The sequence below is a fragment of the Rhizobium sp. BK313 genome, assembly GCF_014193655.1.
Lineage (GTDB): Bacteria > Pseudomonadota > Alphaproteobacteria > Rhizobiales > Rhizobiaceae > Rhizobium.
The window spans coordinates 1,593,636-1,608,997 of sequence record NZ_JACHZQ010000001.1; the positions used below are offsets into that span (position 1 = coordinate 1,593,636).

A 15,362-nucleotide genomic window follows, 5' to 3' on the forward strand; every position below is an offset into this window, starting at 1 on the left:
TTATGGTGGCATGGCGCTCTTTGATCGGTAGAAATCAATCCCTGTCAAATTCCCTATATATTTCTGGTAGTTATCACACATGTATTCCGAAGACCCGTCCGCCGGGAACCTGTTATGTTCTTATTTATTTGATGCGCCTACAAAACGTTCACCGAAATTTAAGGGCTTGCGGAACACATATGGAACATATAGTGTCCGTTCTGGATTTGTTTCACGACGTTTCTCTCAATTCTGGGGTTCCAAGACGATGTTGACGCGCAAGCAGCAGGAACTGCTTCTCTTCATTCACGAACGAATGAAGGAGTCTGGTGTTCCGCCATCTTTCGATGAAATGAAGGATGCGCTGGACCTTGCATCCAAATCCGGCATCCACCGTCTGATCACCGCTTTGGAAGAGCGTGGCTTCATACGCCGCCTCCCAAACCGGGCCCGGGCACTGGAGGTCATCAAGCTGCCAGAGGCCTATAGCCCGAGCCTGCAGCCGCGCCGCGGCTTTTCGCCGAGTGTCATCGAGGGCAGCCTTGGCAAGCCGCAACTGGTGCCGCCGCCTGCTCCCGCCAAGCCCGTGCATGATGAGAACAACAGTTCCGTTTCTGTACCGGTCATGGGTCGCATTGCCGCCGGTGTACCGATCTCGGCTATCCAGAACAATACCCACGACATCACCGTTCCCGCCGACATGCTTGGCTCCGGCGAGCACTATGCGCTCGAGGTCAAGGGCGACTCGATGATCGATGCCGGCATCTTTGACGGCGACACTGTCATTATCCGCAACGCCACGACCGCTAACCCCGGCGATATCGTGGTCGCTCTTGTCGATGATGAAGAGGCGACACTAAAGCGCTTCCGCCGCAAGGGCGCCTCGATCGCGCTTGAAGCTGCGAACCCGGCTTACGAGACCCGCATCTTCGGACCGGATCGCGTGAAGGTGCAGGGTAAGCTCGTCGGCCTCATTCGCCGCTATCACTGACTGGTGACACTGGAGCAATCAGCGCTCCGAACGTGCCCGTTCGCCAATCATAGGCGCGGTGCAAATTCCATGGCCGTGTCAGAGTTTGAAACGCATTCCTTGTGATCGGTTTATCGGCGCTGAGGTCTATTTCGATAGAGCCTGTCCGGCGTAGCGTTGCACCTGTAAAAAGCGTTGCCCCGGAGCGGCAGCGATCGAGACGCAGCCGCACGGGGATGACGACAATATTGGCGGTGTCGCAGGCCGGAGCGAGATAGGCAGCGTCTTCGATGGTGACGAGCATGTCGCCGTTGTCCAGCATCGCCACGCACCACGCCCGCTTCTGGCACGCAAAGCCACCCTGCCCAGCATTGTCCAGTGCCGCATCCATTGCCTTTCGTACGGCGGTCTGTTCGTCGGAACTCAGGCGACGATGGATGTCTGACTTGCTGATCTTGGGTAGCTGACTATCCGGCGGAAGTATCGTCGGCGGTTGCTGCTGGGTGATCGCGAGTGCTCTTTGCCACTGCTCGAAGATGAAATCGGGCGGCTTTTCGCGATTGGTCGTCAACGCACCATTTCGCAGCAATGCAACCAGCGTACCGTCTTCTGAAATCATCAGGTCAGGTTTTCGGACATCGGGGCTGAGCGCCACGACTGCGACCGAAGCGAGGATCAGAAGCGCACCCGCGTGTCGCAGCCACGTCCTCAACAACGTCATCAGCAAGAAGCCGGCTATAACCATCGGGAACAACCAGACCGGCAGTCGGCCGAAGGGAATATTGCCGCCCCAGGCGGCGACCGTTTTGGCAATGACGATGACGACGTCAAGTCCCGCGCCGGTAATCTGCCAAAAGAAGGCATCAAGGCCAAATGGCATCAACAACGTCGCCGCCATGCCAAACGGCATGACAATAAAGGAGACGACTGGCATAGCCGCCAGATTGGCGACGAGGCCATATGTCGCCAACCGGTGAAAATGCTCTATCGAGAAGATCGCCGTCGACAAGCCGCCGATAAAGGAGGTCGACAATATGCCTCCGAAGAAACGTGAGACGAAGAGCAACGGACGCATGATTTGGAACTGGGACAGCACGCTCTCCCGATGCGGTCTCCTTGTCCAGAGCGAATAACCGGACACCAATGCCAGGGTCGCTGCGTAGGACATCTGGAAACTTGGTCCGAGTACTTGCGACGGCGACAGAATGAGGATGACGATCGCCGACAGCGCCACGTTGCGGAGACTGATGGACGGCCGGTCGAAAAGCACGGCGACCAGCATGATCGCCATCATGATAAAAGCGCGTTCCGCCGAGACGCCGAAACCGGAAATGAGATAGTAGGCCGTCACCGTGACCAGCGCGCCGAAAGCTGCGATCTTCTTGGTTGGCCAAGCCTGTGCCATGCCGAAAAACAGGCTGAGGGCGTAACGCAGACCGACATAGAAGATACCCGCCGAGAGCGCCATATTCAGACCTGAGATGGCGATGATATGCGCAAGACCCGAGGTCCGCAGCGCTTCGGTCGTATCCTCCGAGATTGCACGTCTCTCATCGGTGACAAGCGAGGCCGCAAAGGCGCCGGTATCGCCAGGCAGAAGTGTCCTAATTCTGTCGCCGATGCTGCTGCGTAAGCCCGCAAGCCAGATATCCGCCCTGTCGAGAACCGATCCTCCAGTAATATCACCAGCCGGTGATACTAGCGTCGGCGTTCCGTAGGCAAAGCCGTTCGCGCCGATACCGTCGAAATAGGCGCTGAAGGCAAAATCGTTGAGACCGGGCAAGGCGGGGCCGGCCGGCGGCGTCAGCCGCGCCCTGCCTTGGATGCGGTCGCCAAGTTCGAAGGGCTGCGGCTGCTTGCGCACAAAAATGGTAACCCGCTCCGGCGGTCGCCGAATGGCCGGTTTTTCAGTTGACTCCAGGGCCACGACATAGCGCCAACGCCCCTTGTCATCGGCCTCGCGCCGTTCGATCCGCCCGGTGATGGTGGTGGTCACCGCCGAGTCGAGCATTGTGGTTGATGCGCGCCAGGTTTCGCATTGCGCCAAGGCCATGCCGGAGCACAGCAGCATGCCAGCAAACAACAAATGCCGCAGCGCTCGCCCCGCCTCCCGCTTGAGGAAAAAGCCAACCGCGAAGATAAGAAGAGCAGCAAAAACGGTCTGCGATGGCGGATCGGCGCCGGCCTCAAACCAAATGATCGCGCCGGCGCCGATATAGACCGGTGCAAAGAGGACTGCGCGACCATGCGCCGCCTCTTCTTCGACCAAATGGTAAATGCTGAGCCCGATGCTGCCCGCAGCAAGACGAACGCGCGCCACAAGCGCGGCTTGATCCTGCGTCCGCTCCGGCTGCGTCACTTTGACACGAAAAATATCAGTGTCCATGCCGCGGTCGCGCTCGGCAACCGCAGCAAAATCCCGGCTATCCGCCTGCTGATCCGGTGCCTCTAAATTAGGCATACGCCCCGCGCCCACGCAAAACTGCAGCTATAGCGGGATTTTTGCCGTCACCGTCCGGTGAATTCAACTGAAATCGGCCCAATCGTCAATAAATGACGCTAATCCGCATATCAGCTGAGCACATCGGCCTACCGCAGTGCCCAAAAGTTGATACTGCAATGCACAAATAGGCGTAAGGATAACTTGGCATTAGGCTCTGGATCATATAGCTAGTCGTTAGTCGCTTAACCTTTTGGCGCTTTTTAAGGCGTCAATCCCGCCAAATCTTGGAGGATCAGCATGACGGAACAAAGCGCGAAACTAACTTGGGGCGAAAAGACGGTGGACTTGCCGGTGAAATCCGGAACCATCGGCCCGAGTGTCATTGATATTGGTGCCCTTTATAAGAACACCTCCACTTTTACCTACGATCCTGGCTTCACTTCGACCGCGTCGTGCGAGTCCAGCATCACCTTTATTGACGGCGACGAAGGCGTTCTGCTCCATCGCGGTTATCCGATCGAACAGCTAGCCGAACACGGCGATTTCCTGGAAGTCTGCTACCTGCTGCTCTACGGCGAATTGCCGACCGCAGCCCAGAAGAAAGACTTCGACTATCGCGTCGTGCACCACACCATGGTGCATGAGCAGATGTCTCGCTTCTTCACCGGCTTCCGCCGCGATGCGCATCCGATGGCCGTCATGTGCGGCTGCGTTGGCGCTCTGTCGGCTTTCTATCACGACTCCACCGACATCACTGATCCGCACCAGCGAATGGTCGCGAGCCTGCGCATGATCGCGAAGATGCCGACGCTCGCCGCCATGGCCTACAAATACCATATCGGCCAGCCCTTCGTTTACCCGAAGAACGATCTCGACTACGCGTCGAATTTCCTGCGTATGTGCTTTGCCGTGCCCTGCGAGGAATATGTGGTCAACCCGGTGCTTGCCCGCGCCATGGACCGCATCTTCATCCTGCATGCCGATCACGAGCAGAACGCTTCGACCTCGACGGTTCGCCTTGCCGGCTCTTCCGGCGCCAATCCGTTCGCTTGCATCGCTGCCGGCATTGCATGCCTCTGGGGCCCGGCCCATGGCGGCGCCAATGAAGCTGCGCTGAACATGCTGACGGAAATCGGCACGGTCGATCGCATTCCGGAATATATTGCCCGCGCCAAGGACAAGAATGATCCGTTCCGCCTGATGGGCTTCGGCCACCGCGTCTACAAGAACTACGATCCGCGCGCCAAGATCATGCAGAAGACGGCCCACGAAGTTCTCGGCGAACTCGGCATCAAGGACGATCCGCTGCTCGACATCGCGATCGAACTCGAGCGCATCGCATTGACCGATGAATATTTCATCGAGAAGAAGCTTTACCCGAATGTCGACTTCTATTCCGGCATTACGCTGAAGGCTCTGGGCTTCCCCACCACCATGTTCACCGTGCTGTTCGCTCTCGCCCGCACCGTCGGCTGGATCGCACAGTGGAACGAGATGATCGAAGATCCGGAACAGCGTATCGGCCGCCCGCGCCAGCTCTACACCGGCGAACCGCCGCGCGAATACGTTCCGGTTTCCAAGCGCTAAGCCGGAAAAACAAGACAACAAAAAACCCGGTCAGAAATGGCCGGGTTTTTTGTTGGACAAGACATCGAGAACAATCGCCGCCGCCTTTTCGCCAGGCGGCTCTTTGGTCTGCATCCGTTGCCAAACCAGATCATAGCCCTGAAGCATGGCAACCAGCTCCGGCGTGTCGTTCGACAGCCGCTCCATGTAGCGCGCCAGTAGACCGGGCCGCAGCACATCGTTGATCAGCTCGGGCACAACAGCATAATCCGCAATCAGGTTCGGCAAAGCCGCTGTCCAGGTCTTGATGCGCGACATTACGAACCGGGCAAGCCACTCGGTCTTATAGGTCGAAACAACGGGAACACCAGCAAGCCCGAGTTCCAGGATTACGGTGCCGGAAGCCGCCATCGCTGCGTCTGCTTCCGTAAAGGCCTTCCATTTGGCATCCTGGCCTACGAAGACATCCGGCTTGACGCTCCAATTTTCAAGGAGAGAACGCACCAACGCCTCCTGCCGAGGGACGGTCGGCAGCAGGTATCGAACGCGATCGCTTCGCCGGCTAAGCTCCAGCACCGCCTGCTCGAAAACCGGCAAAAGCTGACGAATTTCCGAGGAGCGCGAACCGGGAAGAAGCAGGATCGTCTTCTCGCTATCCGGCGCGCTGAGAACGCGAAGCCCCCGCTGGCTGCGGGTCTCGACCAGGCTCGGATCCACGGTCAGGCGGTGGCCGACATAGGTCGTAGCAGGGCCCCCTAGGCGCTGCATAGCCGCCGGCTCGAACGGCAGGATTGCGAGAACATGATCGACATAGGCGAGCATTTTCTGCGCGCGATATTCCTTCCATGCCCAGACGCTCGGGCAAACATAATTGACGACCGGCAGGTCCGGCAGCGCCGCGCGCACCTTTTTGGCGACGCGGTGGGTGAAATCCGGGCTGTCGATGATCAGAAGCACGTCAGGCTTGGCCGCGATGATAGCGTCCGCCGTCTGACGGATGCGGGCGAGCAGTTTCGGCAACCGCTTGATGACCTGCGCAAAACCCATAATCGACAGTTCGGAATAATCAAACAGCGAGCGCAAGCCCTGCGCTTCCAACGCGTCGCCACCGACTCCGATCAATTCCACGGTGCCGTCGTAGCGCTGCTTCAATGCCGCGACGAGATCGCCGCCGAGCAAGTCGCCGGAGACTTCACCGGCGACGACAGCGAGTTTCAACGGCGCACCGCTCACATAAAGCCCTCCGCACTGAGGCCGCGGTCGATGCCGCAGACGAAAAGGCCAGCCTCGTCGGCAGCTGCAATGAGCGCCTCACGCTCCAGCACCAGCGCCCTGCCCGCCTCGACAGCTACGCCGGCAAGGCCAGCCTTCTTGGCGTTCAACACGGTCGAGACGCCGATCGACGGTAAGTCGGCCCGCACATCCTGCTGCGGTTTGCAGAGCTTGACCAGCACGCCGCGGCGACGCGTCGATATGCGCCCCTCGGCCCGCAAACTCGCGACACGCTCGATCATCTTGTCCGTGCCCTCGGCGCCCTCCAGCGCTACGACGCGCCCACCGACGCTGACGGCTCCCTGCCCGACATCCAACAACCCCAGGGCATCGGCCGCCTTCGCACCTTGCGCGATATCGCGCAGGTCCTCTTCCGAAGGAGAGAGCCGTCCCAGCGGCCCGGTGGTCGCCAGCAGATCCGGTGCGATCTCATGCGCGCCGACGACGCGGACACCTCCAGCCTCGATCAAACGGATCACCATCTGCAGCACGGCATTGTCACCGCCGGAAAGGAGGGTTCGGATGGTCGACGGCAACTCCTTGATCACGCGCCAGGTCGGGCGCACATCGCGCCAAGCCGGGCGGCGTGCGACGCCGCCGGACATTACGACCCGGTCCACACCATAGCGGCGGAACATCGCCTCGAGGCCGGCAAAATTGCCGACACCGAGATTGGCATGATCGAACGCGGACCAGTCGCGGTCCGCTTCGTCCGTCAGTGCAATGATAACGGGATTTTCGCCTGCCTGTCGGGCGGCATCGGCAACATAGGCCGGCAAAAAGCCGCTGCCTGCGATGATCGCCAGCCTGCCCCTATGGTATTGACCGCTCGCGGCCACCTTAGCCCTTACCGCGATTGGGCGACGACAACGCACGGTCGCTGTCGGCAGCGATGAAATCGAGGATCTCCATCACTTCCTTGCAATCGGCATATTCATCGCGGATCGCTGCCGCATTGTCGCGGATCGAACCTTCGCCTTCGAAAATGCTTTTATAGGCACGGCGAACCATATGGATGACCGAGCGCTCAATTCCCGCGCGGGCCATGCCGACAACGTTGAGTCCCGAGAGCACACCTGGATTTCCGTTCAGCATGCCATAGGGAATGACGTCATAGCTCGCGGCCGAAAGGCCGCCGATGAAGGCTTGACGGCCGATGCGGGTAAACTGGTGCACTGCGCAGCCGCCGCCGAGGATGGCGCGGTCCTCGACGGTGACATGCCCGGCCAGCATGACATTATTCGACATGATGACATTGTTGCCGACGCGGCAATCATGGGCGACGTGCGAATTGGCAAGGAACAGATTGTTATTGCCGACGATGGTCTTGCCGCCGTAGTCGGCCGTACCGGTATTGATCGTTACACCTTCGCGGATCGTGCAATTCTCGCCGACATCAAGCGTTGTCTCTTCGCCGCCGTGATGAACGCTCTGCGGATCGCCGCCGACGACTGCCATGGGGAATATCTTCGTGCCCTTGCCGATCGTCGTCCGGCCAGTCACGACCACATGCGTCAGTAGCTGGACAGCATCATGCAACACGACCTTGGGGCCGATATGGCAGAACGGACCAACGACGACATTCTCGCCGATGACCGCTCCGTCCTCAACAACCGCGAGCTTGTGAATGCGCGCGCTTTTTGCGATGCTGCTCATGCCTGCTCTTGGTCCTTCCGTACGATCATCGCGCCGATATCGGCCTCGGCAACCAGCGAACCATCGACCTTGGCGTCGCAGTGGAACTTCCAGATCGTGCCGCGCTGCTTCAGCTTGACGACATGAAATTCAACACGGTCGCCAGGCACGACCGGCTTGCGGAAGCGCGCATTATCGATCGTCATGAAGTAGACGAGATTGCCGCCGATGCCATCCTTGCGGGCGCAGATTGCGCCTGCCGTCTGCGCCATGCCCTCGATCAACAGAACGCCTGGCATGATCGGCGATCCCGGAAAATGGCCAGTAAACTGCGGCTCGTTCGCCGTGACGTTCTTGATACCGATCGCGGAATTATCGCTGTCGATCTCAATGATCTTATCGACCATCAGGAAAGGATAGCGATGCGGCAAAAGCTTCATGATTTCGATGACGTCCGCCGTCGACAGCGACGTCTTGGCTTCTTCAGTCATGCTCCGCACTCCCGTCCTTCTTTTCCCTGGCTCCTGACCGTTTTGCGATCTCCGCCGACTCTCTCAGAAAATCCCACAAAGGCCGTGCCGGAAGGCCTGCATAGCGCTCGCCCGCCGGAATGCTATTCATCACACCGCTCTTGGCGCCGATCTGAACACCGTCGCCGATATGGATATGACCATTCAGGCCGGCCTGACCGCCGATCTGCACACCGTCACCAATCACCGTGCTGCCGGCTATGCCGACCTGACTGACGATGGCGCAATGGCGGCCGATACGGACGTTATGTCCGATCTGCACCTGATTGTCGATCTTAGTACCCTCGCCGATGACTGTGTCATCCATGGTGCCGCGATCGATCGTGGTATTAGCGCCAATCTCGACATTATCCTGAATGATGACGCGGCCGATCTGCACGATCTTCACCATGCCGCGCGGCCCCGGCGCATAGCCAAAACCGTCCTGGCCGATGCGCGCGCCATTGTGGATGATGACGCCGTTACCGAGATAGGAGCAAAGCACACTGGCGCCGCCACTGATCGTGCAATTGCGTCCGATCTTGACGCCCGGTCCGATCATGGCACCGGCACCAATACGTGTCCCCTCGCCGATCTCAGCGCCCGGTCCGATGACTGCACACGGCTCCACGCAAACATCCGCTTCAAGCTTTGCAGTCGGATCGATGAAGGCGGCCGGCGAAATCAGCGTCGGCGTCGATGTCAGCGCAACCGGACGCATGGCTTGCGGATGCAGCAAGGCACCCGCCATCGCGAAATCCGTATGCGGCTTTCTGGAAAGGAGAATCGGGATATGCGCTGGAACGAAAGACTTCAGCGCCGGCAAACAAATGATCGCCGAAGCCCGACAGGTCTCCAGTTCCGCTCGATTCTTCCGGGAAAGAATATAACAAACATCGCCTTCGCCGGCCCGGTAGACGGGAGCGATGGACTTGATGACGACGCCGGCAAAGGCCTCATCAACAAGCTCCGCCCCAAGATGCTCGGCCAGCGCACGGAGGCTGACGCCATCATGGGGCGGGAAAAAACCGATATGTTCCATAAGCACCAGCTCCAGAACGGTGTTAAGCCCGCAGTTCTGGGCTGCCGATATCAGAACTGGTTGGCAATGCCAAACCGGAAATTCTCAGTCTTGTCGAAGTCTTGCTTGAGAACCGGCACAGCATAGTCAACACGGATGACGCCGAAGGGCGACGACCAAATCAGGCCCGCACCCAGCGAGGCACGGATCGCGCTGCTGTCGTGCAATACGTCACCGAAGAGTTCCGCCTGATTGCCGTAGAGCGTACCCGCATCAGCAAAGGCTGCGAGGCGCAGACCGATATCCTGCGGAACGCCCGGCATCGGCATGCTCGCTTCAGCCGAAGCCGTGAAGTAAGTCGTGCCGCCCAGCGCATCGCCATGCGACGAACGCGGACCAATACCAGCGTTCTCGAAGCCGCGGATTTCGCGGCCACCAAGCGTGAACTGATCGAAGACGTTCAGATGATCGCCTGTCGGCATGACATAACCGGCGCCGACCGTCAGCGAGCCGATGATGTCGGCTTCGTCACTGATCATCTTATAGTAACGCGCCTTGCCGCTCAGCTTGTAGAAGTCGGAGTCGCCGCCCAGACCCGCATATTCATGCGTGAACTTGGCGATGATACCTTCACGCGGCAGGTTCTGGTCGTCCAGCGTGTTGTAGGTGAAGGTCTGCGAAACCGTCGACTGAACCCAGGGGCTATTCTCCACAAGGTTTATGTACGGAGCAGACAGATTGTTCTGCCAGTCACCGGTTCCGTCATACTGGAGACGCTTATAGTTGTAACGCAGCGTCGTTGCGAAGTTCTCTGTGATCGGCGCGGTAACGCGCAGCGAGAAGCCTTCTTCCGAATAGTCGTAGAAATCGTCGCTCGAGGTCTGGTTCCTGAAGATGTCGAAGCCGGCAGCCAGACGATAGCCGAGGAAATAGGGCTCGGTGAACGAGATGTTGTATGTGCGGTTGCCTTCCGTGCCGGCACCTGCAGCGATACGGATGTACTGGCCACGACCGAGGAAGTTCTTTTCTTCGACCGAAGCTTCCAGCAGCAGACCGCCATTGTTGCCGACAGCATAACCGGCGCCAATACCGAACGAACCGGTCGGCTGGTCTTCGACGTTGACGATAACGACTACGCGGTCCGGAGCGCTGCCCTGAGCGGTGGTGATATCAACCTTGGTGAAGTAACCGAGCGCGTCGAGACGACGCTTGGCGCGGGTGATCATTTCCTGGTTGAAAGCGTCGCCTTCGTTGAGGTCGAACTCGCGGCGAATGACGTAATCGCGCGTGCGGGTGTTACCGCGGATCTCGATACGCTCGACATAAGCGCGCTCGCCCTGATCGACCAGATATTCGATACCGATCGTGTGGCCGGTCAGGTCACGGTTGCCGCGCGGCGTGATGCGGGCGAACGGATAGCCGGCCGCAGCGACGCGCTTGGAAATGTTTTCGATCGAGGTCTGGATGTCCTTGGCGCTATAGACATCACCCTTGTGAGTGATGACCAGGCTCTTCAAGTCATCTGCGTTGACGCCCTCAACCGTCGAAACGACGTTGATGTCGCCATAGGTATAGCGCGGACCTTCGTCGACGTTGAAGTTCAGCGTGTATTCGTTGTTCTGCTCGTTCAGCGTCGCATCGGCACTGACGATACGGAAGTCGGCATAACCATGATTGTAATAGAACTGACGCAGCGCATCCTGGTCCGCCTGCTGGCGTTCGGCGCTATAGACGTCCTTGCGGGTCAGGAACGACAAGAAGTTCGTCCGCTTGGTGCTGATCACCGAAGCAAGACGGCCGCTGCTGTAAGCCTGGTTGCCCGAGAAATTGATCTTGTCGATCTTGGTGCGGTCACCTTCGTTGATGACGAAGGCCACGTTGATGCGCCCCTGCGCGACCGGAACGGTCTGCGTCGTCACCTGGACGTCGTTACGACCAATCACGGCGTAGGCGTCCTTGATGGTCTTGATGTCGGCCTGGACCTGGGTGTCGCTATAAGGACCTGCAGCATGGGTCTGGACGATGCCCTGCAGCTTGTCGTCCTTGATCTTGTGGTTGCCGTTGAAGACCACAGCGTTGATCAGCAGGTTTTCCTTGACGGAAATGACCAGCGTGCTGCCGGAGACGGTCACGTGTACATCGGAGAAGTATCCGGTGGCATAAAGCTGCTTTACCGAATTGTCGATGTCAGCGGGCGAGAAGTTCTTGCCGGGCTTGATTGTAATATTGTCGCGGACTGCCTCTGCACCAACGCGTTCAGCTCCCCTGACATCGATCCGCTGTATGACAGCGGCTTCTGCGACTGAAGCAGAAGCAAGGGTGATAACACCAGCGCCCGACGCAACAACACCAGCAGACAGCGCTACCGCCGACACTGCGTTCAAAAATCTTGAACCAGCCTTCATTTTCACTTCTTACCTTTTTATCAGTCGTCCCCAGCTCCGAGCGAACCCGATTCCGGCCACGTGTGTCGTTTTACCCGCTTTTGACATACAAGCAAGGGAGCAAGTTAATTTCTGTTTACTTCATTTCAAAGCGTGGCTCATTGGCCACTACAGCTTTGAAACATCGTAAATAAATCGTAATTTCCTCTATACTGCTTCATCAGCCTATCCTGGAGCTGATGTCGTTCCAGGTCGCAAACACCATGAGTGACAGCACCATCGCAAAACCAATCCGGAAAGCGATGTCCTGTGCCCGAGCACCCAGCGGTTTTCCCCTTACGGCTTCAATCGCATAGAACATCAGGTGCCCGCCATCAAGTACCGGCACCGGCATCAAATTTAATAACCCTATGGAAACAGAAAGTATGGCGGCGAATTGGAGCACCGCCGAAAAACCCAGGGTTGCCATCTGTCCGGAAAGCTGCGCAACCCGGATGGGGCCGCCAAGCTGATCCGCCTTCATGTAACCGCCGATGACATTGCCGAGATATTCGAAGGTGCCGGAAACAATATTACCGGTCTGCTTGATGCCTTCGCTCAGCGCCTGCAATGGACCATATGCCTCATAACGGAGCTTGATGGGCTTCTGGCCGTCGGTAATCCCGATGCTGCTGATCTCCATCTCGTTGCCGAAGGCATCGGGCTCTTCGGTCTTCTTCGGAACCACCTGGACGTCACGTGTCACGCCGCTCCGCTCGACGGACAGCGCCACGGTCTTGTCCGGACGGGAGGCAACATAACGCTGGACTTCACCGATGGAAGCGATCGCGCGCCCGTCTACAGACAGGATACGATCGCCAAGCGCGATACCCGCTTCTTCCGCCGGGCTGTCCGGTGCGATCGAGGCGACGAGCGGGTCGACCGGCGAAATGCCGATGCTGCCGACATCCTTCTTGTTTCCGGAAGCGTCGGTCGCTGTCAGGGTTTCCGGCACCATCGGAAGATCACGCGTCTGGCCATTACGTTCGACTGTCAAGACGACGCTCTTGCCGGGGCGATCGGTGACATAGCGGGCGATGTCATAGTAGGTCGCGACATTGTTGCCGTCGATGGCGATCAGTCGGTCGCCGGTCTGCACGCCCGCCCGGGCGGCCGGTCCAGCCGGCTCAACCGCCGTTACCAGCGGATCGACGAGCGCGATGCCGATGCGGCCCATCTCCATCTTGTTGCCGAACTGATCTGTGTCTTCCACGAGTTTCGGCACGATGCTGAAGTCGCGCTTCTGGCCGTCGCGTTCGACGGTCAGCACGATATTGCGACCGGGCCGCAAGCCGACATAGCGCTGCACTTCGTCGAAAGTCGTCACCTTGTTACCATCGATGGCAACGAGACGGTCGCCGGATTCAATCCCCGCTTCAGCAGCAGCACCGCCGCGCGTAACCATGGCGACGATCGGATCAGCGACGGTGCGGCCATAGACGCTGAAGAGGACGGCGAAGATTACGATGGCGAGAATGAAATTGGCGATTGGACCGGCCGCAACGGTCGCGGCCCGCTTCCAGAGCTTGGCGCCGGCAAAGGATCGGGCGCGCTCCTCCTCGGTCATGGCCGAGAGTTGATCGACGTCGGTCTTGCTGGAGGCGTCCTCGTCGCCGAAGAAACGGACATAGCCGCCGAGCGGAATGATCGACAGTTTCCAGCGCGTACCATGGCGATCGGTAAAGCCGGCGATTTCCGGACCGAAACCGATCGAAAAGGCCATGATGCGGATGCCGGACCAACGCCCGACCAGATAATGACCCATCTCGTGCACGAAAACGAGCAATGACAGCACGAAAACAAACGTGATGACGTTGTTCGTCAAGAAGCCGATGATGCCTGCCGCGCTACTCATACAACGATCCTGTTCGCGTTGATTTCAGACACCGAGCAGAACACCGCCCAATGACATAGTCTCGCCGCTCATTGTCAGCGATATTACGATAGCTAACAAAAACGCCGCAAAACAAGCAAAAATTAGTCCATCGACCCGATCCATGACGCCGCCATGACCGGGAATCAGGTGGCTGGAGTCTTTGACTCCGAAACGGCGTTTGATGAAAGACTCGAATAAATCGCCAATCTGGCTGCAGATTGACAGCACCAGCGCGAGCGCTGGAATCCATAAACCATCCGCGGAAAAAAAGCTCCAGACAACAGCCGTCCCGGCGATCACGGCGGCGATAGCACCGCCGATTGCACCAGACCAGGTTTTGCCGGGCGATATGCGCGGTGCAAGCTTTGCCCCACCGATGGCGCGGCCGACGAAAAAGGCGAAAATATCCGTCGCCCATACCGTGGCGAAGATGAACAGCATCAGCACGAAGCCGCGCAGATCGTCGTCGCGGATCTCGGCAAGCGCTATGGCCGTCAATCCCGCATAGAATATTCCGCCAGGCAGCCACCAGCTCTTGTGGCGCGTAGCGACCATGATCGCCGTAATCGCAACGAAGACGACCAATATTTCCAGCGAATAGACCGATTCCTCCATCAGTGTCGCGCCGGCTATCAGCACCAGGCCCAGCCAGCCCAGCGCATTGCCCTGAGGATCGCGGCCATGCAGATCTGAAATTGTCGACCATTCATAATAGACGAGCAGGCCGATCGCTGCCGCCAGGATACGAAAGCTCAAGCCGCCATACCAGGTCGCGACGAGAACGACCGCGGCAAGGATGATGCCGGAAATAATGCGCAGCCTGAGTTCACGACTCATCAGGACCCCACGGCCGCAGCCTGCTTGGCGGAAAGGCCGCCAAACCGCCGATCACGCGCGGCATATTTTTCCAGCGCGGAGAAAAAGAGGTCGCGGCTAAAGTCCGGCCAATATTCCGGCATGAACATGAATTCTGAATAGGCGGCCTGCCAGAGCAGAAAGTTCGACAACCGCTCCTCGCCACTGGTCCGGATGATGAGATCGGGATCGGGAATTCCGGCAGTATCCAGTCGTGCATCGATCAATTCGGGGCGGATATCCTGCGGCCGCAGCCGTCCCGCTTCGACGTCCTTTGCCAGACCGACAACGGCGCGAGTTATCTCGTCGCGCGAGCCATAATTGAAAGCGATAACCAATGTCAGGGCGGTATTGTCCCTGGTGGTCTCTTCTGCCTCGATCAACAACGGCAGGATATCGCTGCGCAAATTATTGCGATCGCCGATCACCCGAATGCGGACATTCTGGCGATGCAGTTCAGCAAGATCCCGCCGGATGAAGGCTTTGAGCAAACCAAGAAGATCGCTCACCTCGGTTTCGGGACGGCGCCAGTTCTCTGAGGAGAAGGCGAAGAGCGTCAAGTATTTTACGCCGACATCACCGGCAGCTCTCACCGTCTCGCGCACCGCCTCAACACCCTTACGATGGCCCATGGTGCGCGGCAGGCCGCGCGCATTGGCCCATCGCCCGTTGCCATCCATGATGATGGCAACGTGTTCGGGTATGGCAGAGAACGTGGGAGCTGACATATGGATCCGGTTTCGTTCGGCAGGAAAATGCTCTAGGCTCATAAATCTAGTGCACCCTCACCGCTTTCAATGTTTCCTGATCGAA

The 15,362-nt window shown here is 58.6% G+C and carries 12 protein-coding genes; 2 read left to right on the top strand and 10 right to left on the bottom strand.

The window, feature by feature from the left end; all coding sequences use genetic code 11:
- The first annotated feature begins 247 nt into the window (after positions 1-247).
- Entirely contained in the window at positions 248-970 is a 723-nt protein-coding gene (lexA, locus tag FHT86_RS07545; RefSeq protein ID WP_133706236.1) for a transcriptional repressor LexA, read from the top strand.
- Here the strand turns inward: lexA and FHT86_RS07550 are convergent.
- Positions 951-3,410, bottom strand: coding sequence for a ComEC/Rec2 family competence protein (locus FHT86_RS07550; RefSeq protein WP_133706237.1), 2,460 nt, complete (start codon positions 3,408-3,410; stop codon positions 951-953). The genes lexA and FHT86_RS07550 overlap by 20 nt on opposite strands.
- A 279-nt stretch (positions 3,411-3,689) precedes the next feature.
- Between FHT86_RS07550 and gltA the strand changes: the two genes are divergently transcribed.
- A complete protein-coding gene (gltA, locus tag FHT86_RS07555; RefSeq protein ID WP_133706238.1) occupies positions 3,690-4,979 on the top strand; it encodes a citrate synthase in 1,290 nt (429 codons plus the stop codon).
- A 30-nt stretch (positions 4,980-5,009) separates the two neighbouring features.
- Here the strand turns inward: gltA and lpxB are convergent, their stop codons facing one another.
- From lpxB to FHT86_RS07600, 9 genes are all read right to left on the bottom strand, one after another.
- On the bottom strand, positions 5,010-6,191 hold the full coding sequence (lpxB, locus tag FHT86_RS07560; protein ID WP_133706239.1) for a lipid-A-disaccharide synthase: 1,182 nt from the start codon (positions 6,189-6,191) through the stop codon (positions 5,010-5,012).
- A complete protein-coding gene (locus tag FHT86_RS07565; protein WP_133706240.1) occupies positions 6,188-7,069 on the bottom strand; it encodes an LpxI family protein in 882 nt (293 codons plus the stop codon). Before FHT86_RS07565 ends, lpxB begins: the two co-directional genes overlap by 4 nt.
- 1 nt (position 7,070) lies before the next feature.
- Positions 7,071-7,886: an acyl-ACP--UDP-N-acetylglucosamine O-acyltransferase gene (gene lpxA, locus FHT86_RS07570; RefSeq protein ID WP_133706241.1), complete on the bottom strand. Its 816-nt coding sequence runs from the start codon at positions 7,884-7,886 to the stop codon at positions 7,071-7,073.
- On the bottom strand, positions 7,883-8,356 hold the full coding sequence (gene fabZ, locus FHT86_RS07575) for a 3-hydroxyacyl-ACP dehydratase FabZ (RefSeq protein WP_133706242.1): 474 nt from the start codon (positions 8,354-8,356) through the stop codon (positions 7,883-7,885). Before fabZ ends, lpxA begins: the two co-directional genes overlap by 4 nt.
- Complete coding sequence (gene lpxD / locus FHT86_RS07580) at positions 8,349-9,416, bottom strand: UDP-3-O-(3-hydroxymyristoyl)glucosamine N-acyltransferase (protein WP_133706243.1); 1,068 nt, start codon at positions 9,414-9,416, stop codon at positions 8,349-8,351. Before lpxD ends, fabZ begins: the two co-directional genes overlap by 8 nt.
- A gap of 50 nt (positions 9,417-9,466) precedes the next feature.
- Positions 9,467-11,800: an outer membrane protein assembly factor BamA gene (bamA, locus tag FHT86_RS07585; RefSeq protein WP_133706244.1), complete on the bottom strand. Its 2,334-nt coding sequence runs from the start codon at positions 11,798-11,800 to the stop codon at positions 9,467-9,469.
- Positions 11,801-11,999: 199 nt separating this feature from the next.
- A complete protein-coding gene (gene rseP, locus FHT86_RS38835) occupies positions 12,000-13,673 on the bottom strand; it encodes an RIP metalloprotease RseP (protein WP_133706245.1) in 1,674 nt (557 codons plus the stop codon).
- Between the two features lie 24 nt (positions 13,674-13,697).
- A complete protein-coding gene (locus FHT86_RS07595) occupies positions 13,698-14,531 on the bottom strand; it encodes a phosphatidate cytidylyltransferase (RefSeq protein ID WP_133706246.1) in 834 nt (277 codons plus the stop codon).
- Positions 14,531-15,277: an isoprenyl transferase gene (locus FHT86_RS07600; protein ID WP_133706247.1), complete on the bottom strand. Its 747-nt coding sequence runs from the start codon at positions 15,275-15,277 to the stop codon at positions 14,531-14,533. The genes FHT86_RS07595 and FHT86_RS07600 overlap by 1 nt, the downstream gene beginning before the upstream one ends.
- Between the last annotated feature and the right edge of the window lie 85 nt (positions 15,278-15,362).

What these genes read in the sequence shown, in the direction of transcription:
- fabZ (WP_133706242.1), bottom strand. Translation starts at nt 8,356, where the DNA reads ATGACTGAAGAAGCCAAGACGTCGCTGTCGACGGCGGACGTCATCGAA.
- rseP (WP_133706245.1), bottom strand. Translation starts at nt 13,673, where the DNA reads ATGAGTAGCGCGGCAGGCATCATCGGCTTCTTGACGAACAACGTCATC.
- lexA (WP_133706236.1), top strand. Translation starts at nt 248, where the DNA reads ATGTTGACGCGCAAGCAGCAGGAACTGCTTCTCTTCATTCACGAACGA.
- FHT86_RS07600 (WP_133706247.1), bottom strand. Translation starts at nt 15,277, where the DNA reads ATGTCAGCTCCCACGTTCTCTGCCATACCCGAACACGTTGCCATCATC.
- FHT86_RS07595 (WP_133706246.1), bottom strand. Translation starts at nt 14,531, where the DNA reads ATGAGTCGTGAACTCAGGCTGCGCATTATTTCCGGCATCATCCTTGCC.
- lpxA (WP_133706241.1), bottom strand. Translation starts at nt 7,886, where the DNA reads ATGAGCAGCATCGCAAAAAGCGCGCGCATTCACAAGCTCGCGGTTGTT.
- FHT86_RS07550 (WP_133706237.1), bottom strand. Translation starts at nt 3,410, where the DNA reads ATGCCTAATTTAGAGGCACCGGATCAGCAGGCGGATAGCCGGGATTTT.
- gltA (WP_133706238.1), top strand. Translation starts at nt 3,690, where the DNA reads ATGACGGAACAAAGCGCGAAACTAACTTGGGGCGAAAAGACGGTGGAC.
- bamA (WP_133706244.1), bottom strand. Translation starts at nt 11,800, where the DNA reads ATGAAGGCTGGTTCAAGATTTTTGAACGCAGTGTCGGCGGTAGCGCTG.
- lpxD (WP_133706243.1), bottom strand. Translation starts at nt 9,416, where the DNA reads ATGGAACATATCGGTTTTTTCCCGCCCCATGATGGCGTCAGCCTCCGT.